The organism is Geobacillus sp. WSUCF-018B (genome assembly GCF_002809985.1).
In the GTDB taxonomy this organism is placed as follows: domain Bacteria; phylum Bacillota; class Bacilli; order Bacillales; family Anoxybacillaceae; genus Geobacillus; species Geobacillus thermophilus.
The window spans coordinates 1-19,074 of sequence record NZ_PIJF01000058.1 but is presented as its reverse complement, the minus strand read 5'-3'; the positions used below and the strand labels follow the sequence as shown (position 1 = coordinate 19,074).

22 protein-coding genes and 1 pseudogene are annotated in these 19,074 nt (G+C 46.3%); 22 read left to right on the top strand and 1 reads right to left on the bottom strand.

What is annotated here, in order from left to right:
- The first annotated feature begins 132 nt into the window (after positions 1 to 132).
- From CV944_RS17350 to CV944_RS14390, 20 genes are all read left to right on the top strand, one after another.
- Complete coding sequence (locus CV944_RS17350; RefSeq protein WP_158236223.1) at positions 133 to 459, top strand: hypothetical protein; 327 nt, start codon at positions 133 to 135, stop codon at positions 457 to 459.
- A gap of 5 nt (positions 460 to 464) precedes the next feature.
- Positions 465 to 1,580, top strand: coding sequence for a glycosyltransferase family 4 protein (locus tag CV944_RS14475; protein ID WP_100664419.1), 1,116 nt, complete (start codon positions 465 to 467; stop codon positions 1,578 to 1,580).
- Positions 1,581 to 1,905: 325 nt separating this feature from the next.
- Positions 1,906 to 3,081 carry a glycosyltransferase family 4 protein gene (locus CV944_RS14470; RefSeq protein ID WP_100664418.1) on the top strand — a complete coding sequence of 392 codons (1,176 nt, stop codon included), beginning with the start codon at positions 1,906 to 1,908 and terminating at the stop codon, positions 3,079 to 3,081.
- Positions 3,081 to 4,400 (top strand): sugar phosphate nucleotidyltransferase, encoded by a 1,320-nt coding sequence (locus tag CV944_RS14465; protein ID WP_100664417.1) that lies wholly within the window; start codon positions 3,081 to 3,083, stop codon positions 4,398 to 4,400. Before CV944_RS14470 ends, CV944_RS14465 begins: the two co-directional genes overlap by 1 nt.
- Before the next feature lie 97 nt (positions 4,401 to 4,497).
- Positions 4,498 to 5,169 carry an HAD family hydrolase gene (locus tag CV944_RS14460; RefSeq protein WP_162924026.1) on the top strand — a complete coding sequence of 224 codons (672 nt, stop codon included), beginning with the start codon at positions 4,498 to 4,500 and terminating at the stop codon, positions 5,167 to 5,169.
- A gap of 38 nt (positions 5,170 to 5,207) precedes the next feature.
- A complete protein-coding gene (locus CV944_RS14455) occupies positions 5,208 to 6,173 on the top strand; it encodes an ATP-grasp domain-containing protein (protein ID WP_100664415.1) in 966 nt (321 codons plus the stop codon).
- A 12-nt stretch (positions 6,174 to 6,185) separates the two neighbouring features.
- Positions 6,186 to 6,911 carry a cytidylyltransferase domain-containing protein gene (locus CV944_RS14450; protein ID WP_100664414.1) on the top strand — a complete coding sequence of 242 codons (726 nt, stop codon included), beginning with the start codon at positions 6,186 to 6,188 and terminating at the stop codon, positions 6,909 to 6,911.
- A 27-nt stretch (positions 6,912 to 6,938) separates the two neighbouring features.
- Positions 6,939 to 7,244, top strand: coding sequence for a glycosyltransferase (locus CV944_RS14445; protein WP_047819017.1), 306 nt, complete (start codon positions 6,939 to 6,941; stop codon positions 7,242 to 7,244).
- A 22-nt stretch (positions 7,245 to 7,266) separates the two neighbouring features.
- A complete protein-coding gene (gene pseG / locus CV944_RS14440) occupies positions 7,267 to 8,316 on the top strand; it encodes a UDP-2,4-diacetamido-2,4,6-trideoxy-beta-L-altropyranose hydrolase (protein WP_100664413.1) in 1,050 nt (349 codons plus the stop codon).
- Between the two features lie 4 nt (positions 8,317 to 8,320).
- A complete protein-coding gene (gene pseI, locus CV944_RS14435; protein ID WP_100664412.1) occupies positions 8,321 to 9,376 on the top strand; it encodes a pseudaminic acid synthase in 1,056 nt (351 codons plus the stop codon).
- 12 nt (positions 9,377 to 9,388) lie between these two features.
- Positions 9,389 to 10,336: a dTDP-glucose 4,6-dehydratase gene (locus CV944_RS14430; RefSeq protein ID WP_100664411.1), complete on the top strand. Its 948-nt coding sequence runs from the start codon at positions 9,389 to 9,391 to the stop codon at positions 10,334 to 10,336.
- A 42-nt stretch (positions 10,337 to 10,378) separates the two neighbouring features.
- Positions 10,379 to 11,560: a UDP-4-amino-4,6-dideoxy-N-acetyl-beta-L-altrosamine transaminase gene (gene pseC, locus CV944_RS14425; RefSeq protein WP_100664410.1), complete on the top strand. Its 1,182-nt coding sequence runs from the start codon at positions 10,379 to 10,381 to the stop codon at positions 11,558 to 11,560.
- 225 nt (positions 11,561 to 11,785) lie between these two features.
- The gene (locus tag CV944_RS14420) at positions 11,786 to 12,133 is read left to right on the top strand and encodes a hypothetical protein (protein ID WP_023633660.1); all 348 of its coding nucleotides are present in this window, start codon (positions 11,786 to 11,788) and stop codon (positions 12,131 to 12,133) included.
- The gene (locus CV944_RS14415) at positions 12,130 to 12,726 is read left to right on the top strand and encodes a hypothetical protein (protein WP_100664409.1); all 597 of its coding nucleotides are present in this window, start codon (positions 12,130 to 12,132) and stop codon (positions 12,724 to 12,726) included. Before CV944_RS14420 ends, CV944_RS14415 begins: the two co-directional genes overlap by 4 nt.
- Entirely contained in the window at positions 12,689 to 13,063 is a 375-nt protein-coding gene (locus tag CV944_RS17190; protein ID WP_145994831.1) for a hypothetical protein, read from the top strand. The genes CV944_RS14415 and CV944_RS17190 overlap by 38 nt, the downstream gene beginning before the upstream one ends.
- A 438-nt stretch (positions 13,064 to 13,501) precedes the next feature.
- Entirely contained in the window at positions 13,502 to 13,864 is a 363-nt protein-coding gene (flaG, locus tag CV944_RS14410) for a flagellar protein FlaG (RefSeq protein ID WP_100664408.1), read from the top strand.
- A 15-nt stretch (positions 13,865 to 13,879) separates the two neighbouring features.
- The gene (locus CV944_RS14405; protein WP_100664407.1) at positions 13,880 to 15,382 is read left to right on the top strand and encodes a flagellar hook-associated protein 2; all 1,503 of its coding nucleotides are present in this window, start codon (positions 13,880 to 13,882) and stop codon (positions 15,380 to 15,382) included.
- A gap of 202 nt (positions 15,383 to 15,584) precedes the next feature.
- Entirely contained in the window at positions 15,585 to 15,986 is a 402-nt protein-coding gene (fliS, locus tag CV944_RS14400; RefSeq protein ID WP_100664406.1) for a flagellar export chaperone FliS, read from the top strand.
- Complete coding sequence (gene fliT, locus CV944_RS14395) at positions 15,986 to 16,336, top strand: flagellar protein FliT (RefSeq protein WP_031407046.1); 351 nt, start codon at positions 15,986 to 15,988, stop codon at positions 16,334 to 16,336. The genes fliS and fliT overlap by 1 nt, the downstream gene beginning before the upstream one ends.
- 11 nt (positions 16,337 to 16,347) lie before the next feature.
- A complete protein-coding gene (locus tag CV944_RS14390) occupies positions 16,348 to 16,734 on the top strand; it encodes a DUF8042 domain-containing protein (RefSeq protein WP_050367806.1) in 387 nt (128 codons plus the stop codon).
- 140 nt (positions 16,735 to 16,874) lie between these two features.
- Here the strand turns inward: CV944_RS14390 and CV944_RS14385 are convergent, their stop codons facing one another.
- Positions 16,875 to 17,954, bottom strand: coding sequence for an HD-GYP domain-containing protein (locus tag CV944_RS14385; protein WP_050367805.1), 1,080 nt, complete (start codon positions 17,952 to 17,954; stop codon positions 16,875 to 16,877).
- A 174-nt stretch (positions 17,955 to 18,128) separates the two neighbouring features.
- On the opposite strand from CV944_RS14385, the gene hpf reads away from it, so the two are divergent.
- Positions 18,129 to 18,677 carry a ribosome hibernation-promoting factor, HPF/YfiA family gene (gene hpf / locus CV944_RS14380; protein WP_100664405.1) on the top strand — a complete coding sequence of 183 codons (549 nt, stop codon included), beginning with the start codon at positions 18,129 to 18,131 and terminating at the stop codon, positions 18,675 to 18,677.
- Between the two features lie 85 nt (positions 18,678 to 18,762).
- Positions 18,763 to 19,074 (top strand): annotated as a pseudogene (locus CV944_RS14375) (hypothetical protein); the annotation flags it as partial.

Sequence of the window (19,074 nt, the reverse complement as noted above, 5' to 3'; positions counted from 1 at the left end):
CGAGTTCTTTCCGCTACCTAGGGCATTTTCTATGACCGAAATGCCCTATTTGTGCTGGGCTTTTTTATACACTAGCACTGGGGTGAATAGTTACGAAAATATATTATCACCAGTTACGCAAATAAACATGAATTGGAAGAACTATACGGGGATAGTGTTGAAATTATAGAATATCGCCATAATGGAAATTATGATATTAGTAGGTTTGATGAAATTTTTAATTATTTAAGCGAGAAGTTCTTTGATAAAGTGGTTGTTCTATACAACAATCGCTTTGGAGCAGGGTATGAAAACGTGGAAGAAATTATAGAGAGAATATCGCCTGATGTGCACTATGTGTTTAATAGTTATATGGAATTATATAGAATCAATAACTTAGCATTAAAGAAGGAAAGTATCCAATTATATAGACAAATTTGTAATTGGTACTGGGAATATTCAATGGTAGAAAGGAAGTGATCTAATTGAAAATAGGGATAGATTTGAGAGTCTTAGATAGTCTTAATATTACCGGTTTGGGAAGATATGCTTTAAATTTGACTAAAGAGTTAATTAAATTTAAAGAAGAATATTATTTTATCGGTAATGTAGATAGAAGTGAGTTGGAATATACAAAGAACATGACGATCCCCATAGAATTGCCGTATGGGGATATAGAATTTGCAAATAAATTGTTATCTCTAATAGGCTATGTAGAAGATTTGGACATGATGTTTTCGCCTTTTTATCCACTCCCTGAAAGAAGGACTTTTAAGGGGATTGTCACTATACATGACCTTATACCACTTAGACTTCCCGAGATATTTCGGAATACAGGCATTTACAATTTTTATGATACATATATGCGTGAGTGCGCGGAGCATATTGACCATATAATAACGGTGTCAAATTCAACTAAACAAGACATTATGGAGCTTTATGGAATTGAAGAAGAGAAAATTTCAGTTATTTATTTAGCTGGTCACTCTAAATGTTTCAATAGAGAAGATGTTGGGGAAGCGCAACAAAAAGTATTTGAAAAGTATAGAATAAATAAAGGCTATATATTGTCTTTATGCACTTTGGAACCGAGAAAAAACTTAACTAGATTATTAAAGGCTTACGAAATTATTAGAACTAAACTAAAAGAAGAATTTCATTTGGTTTTTGTAGGTGGATTTGGGATGCGGTCTGAAGAGCTTATAAGGGAGATTGAGAAAAGTCCATTCAAGGATAATATTATCATGACAGGATATGTGCCAGATGAAGATTTGGGGGTTTTATACAGTAACGCTGAGGTGTTTGTATATCCTTCCTTATATGAGGGATTTGGACTGCCAGTGTTAGAAGCCATGGGATATGGTGTGCCAGTAGTAACTTCAAATGTATCATCTCTACCTGAGGTGGGGGGAGATGCAGCACTTTATTGTAATCCCTATGATGTTGAATCAATTGCGTATACAATAGAGAAAGTCTTATTATCTCCTACTTTACAACGACAATTGCGCGAAAAAAGTTTAGAGCGGTCAAAACTATTCTCGTGGGAAAAGACAGCCCTGCAAACCAGGGATGTATTTTTGAAGTGTTTAAATAAATCATAAAAGCTTAAAGAGGTTGTTGCAAAAATGGCTAATATTTCATAAAGGTATGTCAAAATCGATCTTCTTCCTTAAAGAAGGTTGATAAAAGTGATGATTTCCGGGATCTTCACCATAAAGTGTACTTGACAATGAAAGAGGATTATAGATGATGAAAACTCAAATGGAGTTCATCCCTTATTATTAATATTTTTGGTTAACATTTCCATAATGTTTACCTTTAAAAGTCAAGTACATCTTTTGGTGATGAACCCTTTTTAATTTTTGGGGTACAAACTTTAGCTATTATGCTCCGATAAGTATTAGGAAAAATAGGGGAGTTTTATGTATGAAGGTGCTAGAGATAACAACTATTCTTAAAAGTGGTTCAGGTTTAGTTACAACTCGTATTTCTGAAGGACTTAAGAAGCGTGGGCATGAGGTAGATGTTATTTCTGCAGGGAAAATTGAAGGTTTGTCTGATTGGGATGAATTAATTGATGAGTTACGAAAAAGTGGAATTGGTCATTTTCAGATGAATTTTTTTAAAAGAGAGCACGAGCTGTTTTGGCCGGAAACACAAAAGCTCGCCAGATTATTGAGTGAGAAACATTATGATATTATTCATGTTCATGCTGGTGTACCTGCTTTTGCAGCTCGTGTGGCTAGTAGGATGGCAGACATACATATCCCTATCGTAGCCACTTTCCATAGTTGGTCACCAACCAGACCAGAATGGATGAATATTGCAGATGCGTGGGCATTTAACGAGTGCGACATAGTTTGCTATGTATCGCATGCCTACCGAAAGTATGGACAAAGCAAAGGGATTCATGTGCCAACAACTGTGATTTATCCGGGACTTTGGCTCAACCCTCAACCGTACATAAATAAAAAACAAGTCATTAGGAAAAAGATACGTGAAAAGTATGGGCTACCCCAAAATGCAAAAATTATTACACAGCTGGCGGAAGTGTGTGAACGAAAAGGTCAATTAGATTTAATTCGTGCCATGCAACAAATAGTTGATTATGATCACAATATTTATCTTGTTTTTGTTGGCAATATGATAGACTATCCTAACTATGTACGATTGCTTCAAGAAGAAATTCAAAAATTATCTCTCGAAGATAGGGTTATTCTCACTGGATGGGTAGAAGACCCGTATGAAATTGTTACAGCAGCAGATTTATTTGTTTTTCCATCGTATAATGAGGGACTTGGTCTAGCTATTTTGGAAGCAATGGTGTTAGAGATTCCGACTATTTTTTCGGAAATCGAAGGTACACTAGATATTAAAAGAATTATCGGCAGTGATGGTTTAGGAGGGTTTGTTCCGGGGGATGTTAAGGCAATTGTAGATCGGATCAAACAAGTAATGGAAATGAATGAAAAAACAGTAGAAACAAAGGTGAAGAATGCAGCAAACAAAATTTTGGGAATATTTGATTTTGAACATACAGTGATTGAATATGAAAAAATGTTTAATCGTTTAGTCTCCAAACATCAAGTGGGTGATTGTTAATGAAGGTAATCCTCCTGTCTGGAGGTTCCGGAAAACGGCTTTGGCCGCTTTCGAATGATACGCGCGCAAAACAGTTTTTAAAAGTTTTAAAAACGGAAGATGGTCAGCTAGAATCAATGGTGCAGCGTGTTTGGCGCCAACTATCTTCCGTTGGTTTGTCTAAAGAATCCTTTATTGTAACTGGAAAAGCACAAATCGATATACTACAAAGTCAATTAGGATATGACGTGCCAATTATTATTGAACCAGAAGGGAGGGATACGTTTCCTGCAATTTCGTTAGCTTCTATTTATCTTTCAGGTGTTGTTGGACTAGGTGAGGAAGAGGTAGTTACTGTTTTGCCTGTTGACTCATATGTGGATGATAAGTTTTTTGAAAAAGTAAAAGAGCTGGAAAAGATCGTTAATCAATCAGATGCGCAATTAGCGCTTATTGGAATCAAACCGACATATCCATCGACCAAATATGGCTATATTGTGCCGCATGAAGGGGATGGGAATTATTTCTGGGTAAAAGGTTTTGTAGAGAAACCTTCCGAACATGAAGCGGTGAAGTTGATTGAGCGCAATGCATTGTGGAATGCTGGAATTTTTGCATTTCGTTTAGGGTTTTTGTTAGATCTATTAAAAGCTAAAGGATATCCTACAGAACATGAAACATTTCTTAAACAATATTCTATGCTTAGAAAAATAAGCTTTGACTATGAAGTAGTGGAAAAAACAAAAAAGATTATAGCACTTTCGTATAATGGGGAATGGAAAGACCTTGGTACATGGAATACATTGACAGAAGAAATGGGTGATTTAGTTCTCGGAAAAGGAATTATTAGTTGTGATTGCGAAAATACACATTTAGTCAATGAATTGCATATTCCTGTTGTGGTGCTTGGTTTATCTAATGTTGTGGTTGCTGCAAGCCCGAATGGAATTTTAGTGACGGATAAAGCTGCTAGCCCACGGTTAAAGGATATAATTCATGATTTTAACTACCGTCCAATGTATGAAGAGCATTGCTGGGGTTGGTATCGTGTGCTTGATTATACAATGTTGGGAAATGGGCAGGAAGTATTGACGAAACGTGTTTTCCTCCTAGCTGGAAAGAATTTAAGCTATCAAGTGCATTATAGGCGAAGTGAAATATGGACGATTATTTCAGGAGAGGGGGAGTTTGTTTTAAATGGCGAATTGCACAGAGTACGAGAAGGTGATGTTTTACAAATCTCTGCAAAAGCCGAGCATACAATAAAGGCGAATACGGATTTAGAGTTTATCGTTGTCCAAAGAGGAACGGAATTAAGAGAGGGGACATCACCCTTTTAGCATGTCATGGGAGATATACTAAGGCATGTGAAAAAAAACGAGAGTCAACACAGAGGAAATTTTTTGTAGTCAAAATTGAAAGGATTTGAAGTCAGTTGTGGATTATAGTGGATACATCTTCGACCTCGACGACACGCTGTATTGTGAACACGATTACGTCAGATCGGGATTTTGGACGGTGGCGAATGAGCTGGCGAAGCAGCGTCCAGACATAGGGATAGACGGCATTCATCAAATGCTGATCGATGAATGGCGGCGAAATGGGCGCGGGCGGGTGTTTGATGACGTATGCAAGCAACTGGGGATTGACGCCGATATTGTCCGCCTCGTCCGTCTTTACCGCAGTCATCGGCCCGATATTTCGCTATATGATGATGCGAAGGAAGTCCTGGCTCATTTGAGACAGACAGGAAAAAAGCTCGGCATCATCACGGATGGGGATTCGACGATGCAATGGGCGAAAATCAAAGCGCTTGAACTCGAGCATGTCGTAGATGCCATCATCGTCACCGGCGATTTGGGAAGGGAACATTGGAAGCCGAGCGAGACACCCTATCGAAAGATGGTGGAGGATTTGGGATTGGATTTTCGCGATTGCGTATACATCGGCGATAACCCAAATAAAGACTTTATTGCCGCGAAAAGGCTTGGGATGGGCACGGTGCGGGTCATTCGAGATGTCGGCGATCATATGCGAACGAAGTTGGGGGACGAATACGAAGCGGACATGAAGATCGGCTCGTTGACGGAATTGATGAACTTGTTGTAAGCCGGCAAAGGAGTGTTGCTGGTTTTTCCCTCTATTCGGTGAAAGAGGTGGTTCGTATCAACGTCCTGGTGACAAGCATTTCGAAAAAAGTCCCATTGCTCAGTGCTGTCCGGCGGGCGATGCGAAAAGCAGGGATGACGGGGGCTCTCATTGGCGCTGATCGCAACGGGAATTGCATTGGACGCTATTTTATTGATGAATTTTGGGAGATGCCCTCGTTAGATGAGCTAGCCGTTGAAGAATTCATTTCGATTTGCCGTCAAAAGTGCATCCGCTTTATTATACCGACAAGAGATGGCGAGCTTCCGTTCTTTTCTTCCTATCGTCAAGTATTCGAAGAGAATGGTATAGTTGTTATGGTGTCTGAACGGAACGCGATTGAGACTTGTCTCGACAAGCTGCAGTTTTATGAACGGCTCTCTGCTCAAGGGTTTCCTGTCATTCCGACAGCACTTTCGCTGGAAGAGCTGAACCATGGTTATTATGTTGTGAAGGAGCGTTACGGAGCGGGGGCGAGAAACATAGGGCTTTGTTTAACAAAAGAAGAAGCAAATTGGCATGCCAAGGAGCTGGAGGCCCCTGTTTTTCAACCTTTTATCGCTGGGACAGAGATCAGCATCGATCTCTACATGACGCGGATGGGGCGAGCGAAAGGAGCAGTAGCGCGAAAAAGAGATTACGTGGTCAATGGGGAGTCGCACATCACCACCACGATCAGAAATGAAAAATTAGAGGGCATGTGTACCGCTGTCGCCTCCTATTTAGGGTTATACGGGCATGCGGTGATGCAGGCGATCATTGATCGTGAGGGGCAGTTTCATCTCATCGAGTGCAACCCCCGCTTTGGTGGGGCTTCGACGTTAAGCATCGAAGTGGGGTTGGACAGTTTTTATTGGTTCTTTCTTGAGGCGCAGGGGAGGAATTTGGACGATTATCCATTTCATCGTTCACCGAAAGAGAAGAGGCAAATTCGACATCCAGCCGATTTTGTGATCGATTGGTGAAGGAGGATCGACTTGAAAACGATCATCATCATTCAAGCGCGCATGGGGTCGTCTCGGCTGCCGGGAAAAGTGCTCATGTCGCTTGGGGATACGGTTGTGTTGGACTATGTTGTTTCACGATGCCAACAAGTAGAAGAAATTGATGAAGTGATGGTGGCGACGTCCACTCTGATGCAAGATGATGCGATTGAAAATTGGTGCCAGAAACGCCACGTATCTTGTTTCCGCGGCTCAGAGGGCGACGTGCTTGCCCGCTATTACGAGTGCGCTAAGCCTCATCAGCCTGATTATGTCATTCGCGTGACGGCGGATTGCCCGTTTGTTGATTTTGAACTAGCCAATCAAATTGTTGCGGCCATGAAGGCTGAGCCATCTGATATTGTCATAGTGGAAGGAGAGCTGCCGCGTGGTCTAGTTGTGGAAATGGTGTCGTTTTCCGCGCTCGAATACATTTATCATCATGGGAAAGAGCCGCGTCATCGTGAGCATGTGACGTACTACGCCTATGAATTTCCGACTGAATTCCGCCGCACCTATGTTCAAGCGCCGAAAGACATTTGTCAACCGCAGTTGCGCATCACGTTGGATACCGAAGAAGACTATCAATTGTGCGCGGCCGTTGCGAACCATTTCAAAGGGAATCGGCTCGTTCGTTCGAGCGAGGTCGTTCAGTTTTTACTGGCTCATCCCGATGTGGCCAAACTCAACGCCCATGTTCAGCAAAAACCGGTGGTGTAACATGTGTACGCGGAGGCAAAGCGATGAGTGATCAAAATAAAACGATTGTCCTTTATAATGGGCAAAGTCAGTATGGTGTGCTTCGATATTTTATTCAAGATCTCGCTGCAAGTTTTATTTTTGGAACGTGAATTTAAGGACGGAGAAGATCTTCTTTTGTACTCTTTTGCTCCATATCCTCATGCTAGGATACAGTCATTTTTGGATGATAAAGTAACGTTGCAGAAGATTGCTGAGAATGGAAGAAAGAAAGTGATGGAAAAGCATACTTGGTTGGCAAGAGCGGAAAAAATCGTTGAAACGGTGATGTATCACAAACATTTTATGGCTTGAATGGATAGAGGCGAATAGGATCATGAATATTTTATTCCGTGTCGACTCATCGTTTGCGATCGGCACCGGCCATGTGATGCGCTGTTTGGCGTTGGCGGAGATGCTGAAAGAAGCTGGTTGTGCCGTTTATTTTGCGATGAGGGCAGGCCCAGGGGATTTGTGCGATGAGGTTGAACATAAAGGGTTTCCTGTGCTTCGCCTTGTGTACGAAGGACCTGTTGTACAAAAAATCGATGCGAAGCGGACGATTGAGGTGATTAGGCAGCAGCTTCCATCGCTCGATTGGTGCATTGTCGACCATTATGAGCTTGATCGCTGCTGGGAAGAAAACGTGAAAGCCTATGTCGGCCGTATGATGGTGATCGATGATTTAGCGAACCGACCTCATCAATGTGATTTGTTGTTGGATCAAAACTATTACCGTCAGGCGCAACAGCGGTACCATAGTCTTGTACCGCCAAGCTGCCGTCTATTGTTAGGTCCACAATATATGTTGTTGCGGCCGGAATTTTATGAAGCGAAAAAATTCTCCAATCTTCGCAACGGTCAAGTGAAGCGGATCCTTCTGTTTTTCGGCGGCAGCGATCCGACGAATGAAACGGAGAAAGCGTTGCATGCTTTCAAGGAGTTGGATGGTCTTGATGTGGAAGTTGACGTTGTGGTAGGGAAAGCCAATTCGAATCGTTTTCGCGTGGAACCATTCTGTCGTGAAATGGGCTTTCATTACCATTGCCAAATTGGTTACCTTGCTGAGTTGATGGCAAAGGCGGATTTTTCACTTGGGGCCGGCGGCGTGTCGATGTGGGAACGATGCTTTCTCGGCCTGCCCTCCGCGGTGACAATCGTTGCTGAAAACCAAAGGCGATCGACGGAAGACGCCGCCGCGTACGGAGCCGTTTGGAATATAGGTTGGCATGCAGATGTAAAATCGGCTGATTATGCCGATATAGTGTATAGAGCGATTGCTTCACGGGAACAACTGAAGCACATGAGCCGCAAAGCGCTCGAATTGGTAGGGAGTACAAAAGAGTATATCGTACATCCGGTCGTGGAGGCGCTATTGGAGGGATGATCCATTGATCAAAGACATTCAAATTGGCCATCGTCTTATTGGGCCGAATCATAAACCGTTTATTATTGCGGAAATGTCCGGTAACCATAATCAGTCGTTGGAGAGAGCGTTGGCCATCGTGGAAGCAGCAGCGCAAGCAGGCGTTGATGCGGTGAAATTGCAGACGTATACGGCGGATACGATGACGCTCGATATGGACGAAGGTGATTTTTTTATTGATGACCCCGAGAACCTTTGGCGGGGGAATTCGCTTTATAAGCTCTATCAAGAAGCGTACACGCCTTGGGAATGGCATGAACCGATTTTTCGACGCTGTAACGAATTAGGGCTTATTGCGTTCAGCACTCCTTTTGATGAAACGGCCGTTGAGTTTTTAGAGGAACTGAATGTGCCTGCCTATAAAATCGCCTCGTTTGAAAATACGGATTTGCCTTTAATCCGCAAGGTTGCCGCAACAGGGAAACCATTAATTATTTCAACAGGGATGGCGACAGCGGCGGAGTTGGACGAAACGGTTAGAGCGGCGAGAGAATCGGGTTGCCGTGATCTCATTTTATTAAAATGCACAAGCACATATCCCGCGACGCCAGAGAACTCACATTTGGCGACGATTCCGCATATGAGAGAGCTGTTTCAATGTCAAGTCGGACTGTCCGACCATACGATGGGCATTGGAGTCAGTGTCGCCGCTGTTGCGTTCGGCGCCACTGTCATTGAAAAACATTTTACCCTTTCCCGTGCAGAAGGAGGAGTGGATGCTGCTTTTTCCATGGAACCGCATGAAATGGCTGCATTAGTGATCGAAACGGAACGGGCTTGGCAAAGCATCGGCCATGTTCAATATGGCCCTACGGACGCGGAGAAAGCATCATTGAAACATCGGCGGTCGTTATACATTGTGCGAGATATGAAGGCAGGCGAGACGTTGACGAAGGAAAATGTGCGCGCGATTCGTCCTGGCAATGGATTGCCGCCGAAATATTTCGATCAGCTGCTTGGAAAAACCGTGAAACGCGACGTAAAAAAAGGAACGCCGGTGACATGGGATTTATTATGGTAAGGAGTGATCCGTATGAGAATATTGTTGACAGGCGGTGCGGGGTTTATTGGGCGCGCCGTGGCGAAACGGCTACTTGACGATGGGCATGATGTCTGGATTGTGGATGACCTTTCGAATGGGCGGGAAGAAAATATTTCCGAGTTTCGCCATCATCCAAATTTGAAGCAATTCATCGTCGGGGATATCAAAGACGAACGTTTGCTTGCACAGCTTTTTCGTGAACATGAATATGATCTTTGCTACCACTTAGCGGCGTCGATTAATGTGCAAGATTCCATTGATGATCCAAGAACAACGTTTTACAACGATACGATTGGAACGTTTTATCTTCTTGAACAATGCAGGAAGCATCGAACCAAATTGGTTTTTATGAGCACATGCATGGTGTATGACCGTTGCTATCATGAAACAGGGATTGCCGAAACTCACCCGACAAAGCCGGCTTCGCCGTATGCGGGAGCGAAAATTGCGGCGGAAAATATGGTGTTGTCTTATTTCTATGCTTATCACTTGCCTGTTGTCGTTGTGCGTCCGTTTAATACATATGGTCCTTATCAAAAAACAAGCGGCGAAGGCGGGGTTGTCGCCATCTTTATTCGGAAAAAATTGATGGGGGAGCCGTTGCACATTTACGGCGATGGCACGCAAACACGCGATTTATTGTATGTGGACGATTGTGCGCGATTTGTTGTTCAGGCAGGCTATTCAGATAAGGTGAATGGGGAAATCTTGAACGCTGGATTAGGCCGGGACATTTCGATCAATGATTTGGCCAAGCTCATCGTGGGCGATGAAAAGCGGATTGAGCATGTTCCCCATATTCATCCACAGAGCGAGATTCAAAAATTGCGATGCAATTATGAGAAAGCCAAGCGGTTGCTTGGTTGGGAGCCGCAAGTGTCTCTTGAAGAAGGGATTCAAAAGACGGAAGAATGGATCAAAACGAGCCGCCTGATGTAGTCGGGTGGCTTTTCTTCAGTGTATCCAAGGAGGGAATGAGGCGTGAAGCTAGCGATCCATGGTGGAACCCCTGTGCGTGAATCTTTTTTATCTTACGGACAGCAATGGATTGATGAGGATGATATTGAAGCGGTGGTGGAGACATTAAGAAGCCCTTTTATTACACAAGGGCCGAAAATTCAGCAGTTTGAAGAAGCGGTGGCCCGCTATGTCGGGGCGAAATATGCGGTGGCGTTTGCCAATGGAACAGCTGCCTTGCATGGAGCTTGCTATGCGGCTGGTATTTCGCAAGGAGATGAGGTGATTACGACCCCGATTACCTTCGCAGCCAGCGCCAACTGTGTTCTGTATGTTGGCGGAACACCTGTGTTTGTGGATATTGACGAAAAAACGTACAATATCGATCCAAGCCGGATTGAGAAGGCCATCACTTCGCGCACGAAGGCGATTATTGCCGTTGATTTTACAGGCCAGCCTGCCGATTTAGATCCAATTCGGGAAATCGCCAGAAAATATGGTCTCGTCTTCATCGAAGATGCAGCTCATTCTCTAGGTTCGTGTTATAAAGGAAAGAAAGTAGGCTCGTTGGCCGATATGACGATGTTCAGCTTTCATCCTGTCAAGCATATTACGACTGGTGAGGGAGGGATTATTGTCACTGACGATGAGGAGTATTATCATAAATTAAAACGCTTTCGTACGCATGGGATTATAACAGAAAATGTAAACAATGATGAAGGGCCTTGGTATTATGAGATGGTGGATCTCGGCTACAATTACCGAATGACGGATTTGCAAGCAGCGCTTGGGCTCAGCCAGTTGACAAAGCTTGATGCATTTGTGCAGAAACGGCGAGAAATTGCTGCGATCTATAATGAGGCGTTTTCTAACGTTCCTGGTGTATGCATTCCTTATCAACTTCCATATGTTGATTCTAGCTGGCATTTATATGTACTTCAGTTGCAATTGGAGCATTTCCGGGTTGGGCGCAAAGAGATCTTTGAAGCGCTGCGGGCGGAAAATATCGGTGTGCACGTTCATTACATTCCGGTTTATTTCCACCCTTATTATCAACAACTAGGATATAAGAAAGGCATTTGTCCGATTGCGGAAAAGTGGTATGAAGGAGCGTTAACGATCCCCATTTTTCCGAAAATGAGCGAATATGATATTCGAACGGTTATAGAAGGGGTAAACAAAGTGCTCTCCTTTTATCGAAAATAACGAGGTTTGTCGTTTGGTTTTTATTTGATGGAAGCCGCTTTCTGAGTTTTTATTGGTGATCGCGGCAGGAAATGGCGATGGGAATGGAGAAAGGAAAAATACGGTTTCATGATTTAGGTATCGTTAACAATTTGGACCTTAGGTATTAAGGGCAAGGTTACATCTTGTTTATTTCAAAACGTATGTTCATAATGAAAATAAAGACTGTGGCATGGAGGTTGTATCATGTCTGGCAAAGAAAAGGTCGTTCATTTTAAATACTTGTTTGCTGATGACTATAATCCTGTCTACGTCAATGGGGCGCACGGCGGAATTTCTCCGCAGGGGGAGATTGTTGTGAACTTTTATTTTGAACGCCGTCCCTTGCCTTACGAGGAAACATACGTGTTTGAAGGAACGGGACAGCCAGCAAGAAAGACGGATGTACAGCCCCCTGACCATGAGGAAAATGTGATCCGCTATGTGTCAACTGGGGTTGTGATGAATTTGGAGACCGCGAAACTTTTTCACGAGTGGCTGGGTGAGCATATTATGATGTTGGAACAAATTCGGAACGAGGGGACACAGCGATGATTTTACCCGCAGAGAAGTCTTCATCTACTGGAATCGACGAGTATTTTCGTTTGCCGAAAACCCAAGCTGTCCGTGCCCGTTTCCCCGTTTCGGAACCATTGATTCGGGAAACAGTGGGAGAGGAACATGTTTGGTTGCCCCATGTTGAGGAAACAGCAACACCAATGAAAACGGTGATATGGCGAAATGAGCATTCTTTTGGACGGGTGACTCCCTTTATTTATGACCAAGTGCGAAAGGCAGAAAACATAGCCAAACTGCAAGCCATCAGAGAACTGGGAAGCGATTGGAATGGAAATGGCGCCGATTCATTTTCCGGTAAATTGATTGAGAAGGTCTTCAGTGTGATTCACACGATCATTAAGCAGCCGAAGCTGTTCCCCACAGCACGAGATAGCATTCAGCTTGAGTTTGAAAAAGAAAATGGAGATTACTTGGAGTTTGAACTTTTTGAAAACAAAATTGATGTTTTTGTGTCATATGCAGATGGACGTGAAATGGAAAAATCGATCCCATACGATGTGCGGGAGATAAATCGAATCATTGTTGACTTTTATGAAACCAGAGATCGGACGGGAAGAAAGGCTGTTTAGAGCTGTTTTTCCGAGCATTGTATGGGATGAGGAGCACAATCGTCCATCATCTGCTTTGTTCAAAGATAAGAGAGGGGTTTCTGTTGACCGAGACGGCGGGCGAACGGAGGAAGAGATCGTTTCTAGATTTCAAGACCGTTTTGGTGTGGAAAAAGTGAAGGCTGTCGTCTATGTTGAAGCCGGTTTTTGTATGGATATCGGCGCTCATCTTGTTTATTGTCCGTCGCGACGAAATCCATATCATGCCGAAATTCATGATTCCCCTAGTAAAACGATGTTATCGACCGCTAAAGCGAGAAAGCTGGCATTGCATTGTGCAGTTGTTTATCGCGCATAGATCTACAAGACTGGTGAAAACAAAATTTTCCTTCCCCCGACAAAACCGTCCGTCTCAACGCACAAGAACCTCTAATAAAGCGTCGGAAAAAGAATCTTCGTTTAGCTCAAGAAACCGGATGTTTGGCGGGGGAGTGGCGATTTTCCAGGCGTATTCGATGTCGTCTTTGTCTTCGAGGGAATTGGTCTTCTTGAATGCCACAGCTGATTTGCTTTCGCTCCCTTTCTTCTTTCTTCTGTTTCAAAAACTGCTCTAAATGCTCCAACCCCAATGTACTCATCTCCTTTGCTTTTCGATACCTTTATTATACATCAATTTTTCCAAGAAGGACTCTTTCGTCGTTACCCACCGCATTTCTCTCCTTTCCCCACTTCACACTTCCCATGTTTCATCCGATATAAATCATAGAAAGCGTCCAAACCAAAGGAGCGGATTCGGATGACGATTGAACGGTTGTCTTCTTCGTTTCCTTCGTATGAACCGATGCGAAATGACCAGGCGAAGACGAATGCTGGGCTGTCGGCGGTGCGGCCGCCGGAAGGGGAGGAGTCTGTTTCTTCTCCTGCGCGGCTGTTTTCGCACGATGAGCTCGAGAATGTAGTCAATGGGTTGAATGAGTTGCTGCAGCCAAGCCATACATCAATTCGGTTTGAGCTGCATAAGGAGCTGAATGAGTACTACGTGCAAGTAATCGATGAAAAGACGCATGAGGTGATCCGCGAAATTCCGCCGAAGAAGCTGCTGGATACGTATGCGGCGATGATGGAGTTTGTCGGATTGTTGGTGGATCGAAAAATTTAACGGTGGTGAAGACACGTGGCAGGGAATTTGCGCATCAGCGGTTTGGCGAGCGGGATGGATATTGATCAAATCGTCAAAGATTTGATGAAAGCAGAGCGGATGCCGCTGGATAAGCTCCAGCAAAAAAAGCAGCTGCTCGAGTGGCAGCGCGATGATTACCGGGCGATGAACACGCTGCTGCAAGGGCTGGATGATTACTTGTTTTCGAACATCACTCTCCAAAGCAACATGCTCAAAAAAACGGTCTCAAGCTCGAATGAGGCGGCCGTGACGGCGACCGCGGGCTCCAGCGCGGCGAATGTGGCGACGACGATTCAGGTCGATCGGGTGGCCACCTCGGCCGTCTGGCTGTCCGATGAAGCGGTAAGGGTGGACAAGGCGAGTTTTTCCGTTGCCGCTGATGTGACGCTGACGATCAACGTGACAAACGGGGATGGGACGACGAAGCAGGCGTCGATCACGGTGAAACAAGGAACGACGCTAGACGGGTTGATCGCCCAACTCAACAGCAACCTAGATCTTGGCGTCAGCGCGTTTTACGATGAAAAAACCGGGCGGATTTCGATCATGAAAAAAGACACGGGAGCGCAAGCGAGTCTGGTGCTCGCCGATCAGGCGACGGCTGACTTTTTTGCGCAAAAGCTTGGGTTTACGAATACCGTAGCGGGGCAAGAGCTCACGGGGAAAACGGCAGGGAAAGACGCCGACATCACCATCAACGGCTTGCGAACGACCCGCTCGTCGAATACATTTACGATCAACGGTGTGACGTATACCGTGAAGGGAACGGGGACAGCGACGGTGTCGGTTTCGACCGATGTCGACGCGATGGTGAACGCGATAAAAGGGTTCGTCGATAAATACAATGAAGTGATCGCCAAAATCAACGCCGAGTTGAAAGAAGAGCGCTACCGCGACTATCCGCCGCTTACCGACGAGCAAAAGGAAGCGATGACGGAAAAGCAAGTGGAGCTGTGGGAAGAAAAAGCGCGGAGCGGGATGCTTCGCGGTGATTCCATTTTGTCCAGCGCCCTCAGCCAAATGCGGATGGACTTGTACACGAAAGTGGAAGGGGCGAATATCCCGAGCGGGTTTTCACAGCTGGCGCAACTTGGCATCACGACGTCATCGAACTACCTTGATGGCGGGAAATTGATCATTGACGAAACGAAGCTGCGGGAGAAAATCAAGGAAAATCCGGATGCTGTCTATCAACTGTTTAACCAAGACGGGGCGACGGATGCGGAAAAAGGGATCGCCCGCCGCCTGCGCGATACGATCAAAGCGACGATCGGGAAGATTGAGCAAAAAGCGGGGAAGACGATTTGGACGAACCAGCAGTTTGCGATCGGGCGCGATTTAATTCAAATCAATGACCAAATTGATCGATTCCAAGACCGCTTGAAACAAATTGAAGACCGCTACTACCGCCAATTCACAGCGATGGAAGAGGCGATTCAGCGCGCCAATCAGCAAAGCATGTATTTGATGAATGCCTTTGGCGGCATGCAAAGATAACGATCAGCGGCTGTGGCATGCAGGCGTCCGTTGGCGCTTGGCCATCATCGGAAAGCGATCCGCTTCCTGATGATGGAGGTTTTAGGCTGAGACAACTGAAAAGGCGCGACGCCTCTTGAAAGGGGCGGTTTGGCTGAAAAAAACGTTCTTGCTTCAGTCTTGAAACGTGTGCAGCACTTGACGTGGAAGAGGAGTGATCGGGATGGCAACGAACAATCCGTATCAACACTACCAAGCGAACGCTGTGCAGACGGCGTCGCCCGGTGAACTGACGTTGATGTTGTATAACGGGTGCTTGAAGTTTATCAAGCTCGCGCGCCAGGCGATCGAGAAGGGGGACATTGCGGCGCGCAATGAAAATTTGATTAAGGCGCAAAACATCATTTTGGAACTCATGAAGACGTTGAAAATGGAGTATGATGTCGCCAAATCGATGATGACGATGTACGACTACATTTACCGCCGTCTCGTTGAGGCAAACGTGAAAAACGATGCGGCGATTTTGGATGAAGTGGAAGGGTATGTCACGGAGTTTCGCGATACGTGGAAGCAAGTGATTCAGCTCAATCGGCAGCGCCAATACGCGGAAGGCGGGCAGGCGTAATGAGCGTGCGCGAAGTTTGGCAGTTGACGCGCGAATTGCTCGAAGCGACCGCTCTGCCGTGGCCAGCTGAGGAGCGCGAGGCGCGGCTTGTGCAAGTGGATGAGCTGCTTCGGCGGCGTGAGGAGTGGCTTCGGGAGCTGCGGCCGCCATACAGCGAGGAAGAGCAGCGGCTTGGCCGCGAGATCGTTGCTTGGAATCGAGAGATTGAAGCGCGGCTTCGTCAAGTGCGTGATGAGATTGGCAGTGATTTGCGGATCACCGAGGCGAAGCGGCAGGCGAACGCCCGCTATGTTCATCCGTACGAGCAGCCGCTTTCGTTCGATGGAATGTTTTACGATAAACGGCGATAGGTGGAATGGATATGGCAAAATTGACGAGTGACGCGCTGGACATCATCCGCCAATACGCAGCGTTGCTCGAGACAGTCGAAGAAGGGCTCGACTATGTGGCGGCGAGCTTTTCTGACCCGCGGCGGATGCATGCGGACGTGCTGCTTTCGGATGTGTTGCTGGCGCTTGGGAAAATTGGCGAGACGAACGTGTATCTAGAGCAGCTGTTCGCTGAGGAGAACGATTTCGTCCGTCATCTTGAACGGTTTGTCGATGTGCTCGACGCGGCCGCGGCACTTGACGGGCAGTTTTCTGATGCAGCGGCAAAGGAGCGGATTGTTTGCGGACGGTTGTCACCGGCGTTTCAGGCGTGGAAGAGTGCGATGGAGAGCGGTCTGCGGCGGTATGTCGTGCAGTGAAGAACGAGCGGCGGTGCTTTGGCAGCCATTCAAGCGAAAGCGGGTGTCCTCTTGCTGGAATCGAGGGCACCCGCTTTTGTGCGGCAGGGCGAATGAAACCGGCATTCGTTCGCCTGTTTTTGCCGTGAGCGGCAAAAGAGTCAAACGGCCTTGACAATGGTGATGTTCATCTCTTTCCGCAAGTCAATCTCATACGGGCTTTTCAGCTCCTCACCCGCTGGATTTTTGATGACACGGACGATCGGGCGGAGCGGGAAGCCTGGAAACACTTGCGAGACGACGCCGACTTCTCCGGTGTTGAGCTTAACGGTCGTGGCGACCGGGTAGATGGCGATGTGAGAGAGAAACAGCTTGATCAGATCATAGTCTAAAATGCCGCCGGCGGCGGATAGGTATTCGGCTGCCTCGTGCGGCGAGTATTGTCTTCGGTGGTAGCGCGCCGATGTCAAGGCGTCAAAAACGTCGGCGATGGCGACGATGCGGGCGTATTCGTGAATGTCATCGCCCGATAAGGCGCGCGGGTAGCCGCTGCCGTCGCACCGCTCATGGTGCTGCAAGGCGCAGTGGGCGGAAAAGAGCGAGATGTTGCGCTGGCGCCGCAACAGCTCGAAGCCGAGATACGTATGGCGGCGGATGATTTCCTTTTCCTCTTCTGTCAAGACTCCTTTTTTCCGCCAGAGCCCATCAGGAAGCTGCGTCATGCCGATGTCAAACAACAGCGCGCCGATGCCGAGGTCAAGCAGCTGCTGAGGGCGGTAGCCTTTGGCGATGCCGATGACGCCGGCGATCGTGGCGACGTTGACCGAATGGTGGAAAAAGTAGCCGTTTGAGATGACCAAATCCGACAAGTTGATGAGCAAATCTTCTTGTTTTAGCAAATAGTCCAAAATGTCTTTGAACACTTTTTCGTACTCTTTTCCCAAATCGAGGGAAGACACACGGCTGAGCAGCTTTTTTTGCTCAATCAAGGCCGTCATCGTCTCGTACACTTTTTTCACCGCCTGCTGGCGCACGGTCGGGCTGATGAGCGGGCGCGGGCGGATGTCATAGGTTTGTTTGTCGTCAATGTAAATGTATTGAACCCCTTTTTGCGCCAACGAACGGATGTAGCCGCTGGTCAGCCGTACGCCGCGCGACAAAAGGACGCTGCCGTTGGCGGCAAACAAGTCGACAGCGAGCACGTCGCCGCTTTTTGCATGGGAAATATGGACCTTTCGCATCGTTCACACACTCCGTACCTTCCACATCATAAGAAAAAACACCTATGCCTATCTTACCATATTTTCCTATGTTTTTCACAAAATCTTCAAAAATATTTTTGATTGAAACATGGATTGGATGGGTAATAAAAAGTGTAGGGATTTACAGTTTTATAAGATAAGGAGTGGTCAGCGATGATGTATAACGTTCGCGGGGAAAACCTCGAAGTCACGCCAGCGTTGCGCGAGTATGTGGAGAAAAAAATCGGGAAACTGGAACGCTACTTTGATGGCACCGATGACGTGCATGTGCACGTCAATTTAAAAGTCTACAACGATGGGCAAGGGAAAATCGAGGTGACCATTCCGATTCCGCATTTGTTGCTGCGCGCTGAAGAGCGCCATGAAGATATGTATGCGGCGATCGATTTAGTAGCCGATAAACTGGAGCGGCAAATCCGCAAACATAAAACAAAGGTGAACCGCAAGCTGCGCGACCGCGAGAAAGAGGTGAAGCTGGCTGCCCCTGTCTCGATCGGCGCTTCCGCAGCGGAGAATGAAGAGGAGTTTGAAATCGTGCGCACGAAACACTTCAGCTTGAAGCCGATGGACAGCGAAGAAGCGATTTTGCAGATGAATTTGTTAGGGCACAACTTCTTCATTTTCACCAACGCGGAAACAAACCGGACGAACATCGTCTACCGCCGCAAAGACGGAAAATACGGATTGATCGAGGCGAATTGAACGGTTGCCTCTTGTGCGCATCCCCTGCTTTTTTGGGCAGGGGATGTTATAATATGCATGAGAAAAATCAAAATGGGGGAGAGCGATGGAGGAACTGTTGCGTCAAATCTTGTCCAAGTTGGACAACATGGAAAAAGGATTTTTGGTGTTCCAAGAAGAAACTCGCCAACGGTTTGAGCAGATGGATGGCCGTTTGACGGAAATGAACGGACGCCTCGTCGGCCTCGAACGGGAAATGGGCGCAGTGAAAGAGCGGTTAGACCGTGTGGAAACGCGGTTGAATGGCGTAGAGGCCCGATTGGACGGCGTGGAAACGCGGTTGAATGGTGTGGAGATCCGGTTGGATGGTGTGGAAACACGGTTAGATGGCGTGGAGACCCGATTGGACGGCGTGGAA

What these genes read in the sequence shown, in the direction of transcription:
- fliS (WP_100664406.1), top strand. Translation starts at nt 15,585, where the DNA reads ATGGCAACGAACAATCCGTATCAACACTACCAAGCGAACGCTGTGCAG.
- pseG (WP_100664413.1), top strand. Translation starts at nt 7,267, where the DNA reads ATGAATATTTTATTCCGTGTCGACTCATCGTTTGCGATCGGCACCGGC.
- CV944_RS14465 (WP_100664417.1), top strand. Translation starts at nt 3,081, where the DNA reads ATGAAGGTAATCCTCCTGTCTGGAGGTTCCGGAAAACGGCTTTGGCCG.
- hpf (WP_100664405.1), top strand. Translation starts at nt 18,129, where the DNA reads ATGATGTATAACGTTCGCGGGGAAAACCTCGAAGTCACGCCAGCGTTG.
- CV944_RS17190 (WP_145994831.1), top strand. Translation starts at nt 12,689, where the DNA reads ATGAAACCAGAGATCGGACGGGAAGAAAGGCTGTTTAGAGCTGTTTTT.
- CV944_RS14420 (WP_023633660.1), top strand. Translation starts at nt 11,786, where the DNA reads ATGTCTGGCAAAGAAAAGGTCGTTCATTTTAAATACTTGTTTGCTGAT.
- CV944_RS14470 (WP_100664418.1), top strand. Translation starts at nt 1,906, where the DNA reads ATGAAGGTGCTAGAGATAACAACTATTCTTAAAAGTGGTTCAGGTTTA.
- CV944_RS14430 (WP_100664411.1), top strand. Translation starts at nt 9,389, where the DNA reads ATGAGAATATTGTTGACAGGCGGTGCGGGGTTTATTGGGCGCGCCGTG.
- fliT (WP_031407046.1), top strand. Translation starts at nt 15,986, where the DNA reads ATGAGCGTGCGCGAAGTTTGGCAGTTGACGCGCGAATTGCTCGAAGCG.
- CV944_RS14390 (WP_050367806.1), top strand. Translation starts at nt 16,348, where the DNA reads ATGGCAAAATTGACGAGTGACGCGCTGGACATCATCCGCCAATACGCA.
- flaG (WP_100664408.1), top strand. Translation starts at nt 13,502, where the DNA reads ATGACGATTGAACGGTTGTCTTCTTCGTTTCCTTCGTATGAACCGATG.
- CV944_RS14415 (WP_100664409.1), top strand. Translation starts at nt 12,130, where the DNA reads ATGATTTTACCCGCAGAGAAGTCTTCATCTACTGGAATCGACGAGTAT.
- CV944_RS14385 (WP_050367805.1), bottom strand. Translation starts at nt 17,954, where the DNA reads ATGCGAAAGGTCCATATTTCCCATGCAAAAAGCGGCGACGTGCTCGCT.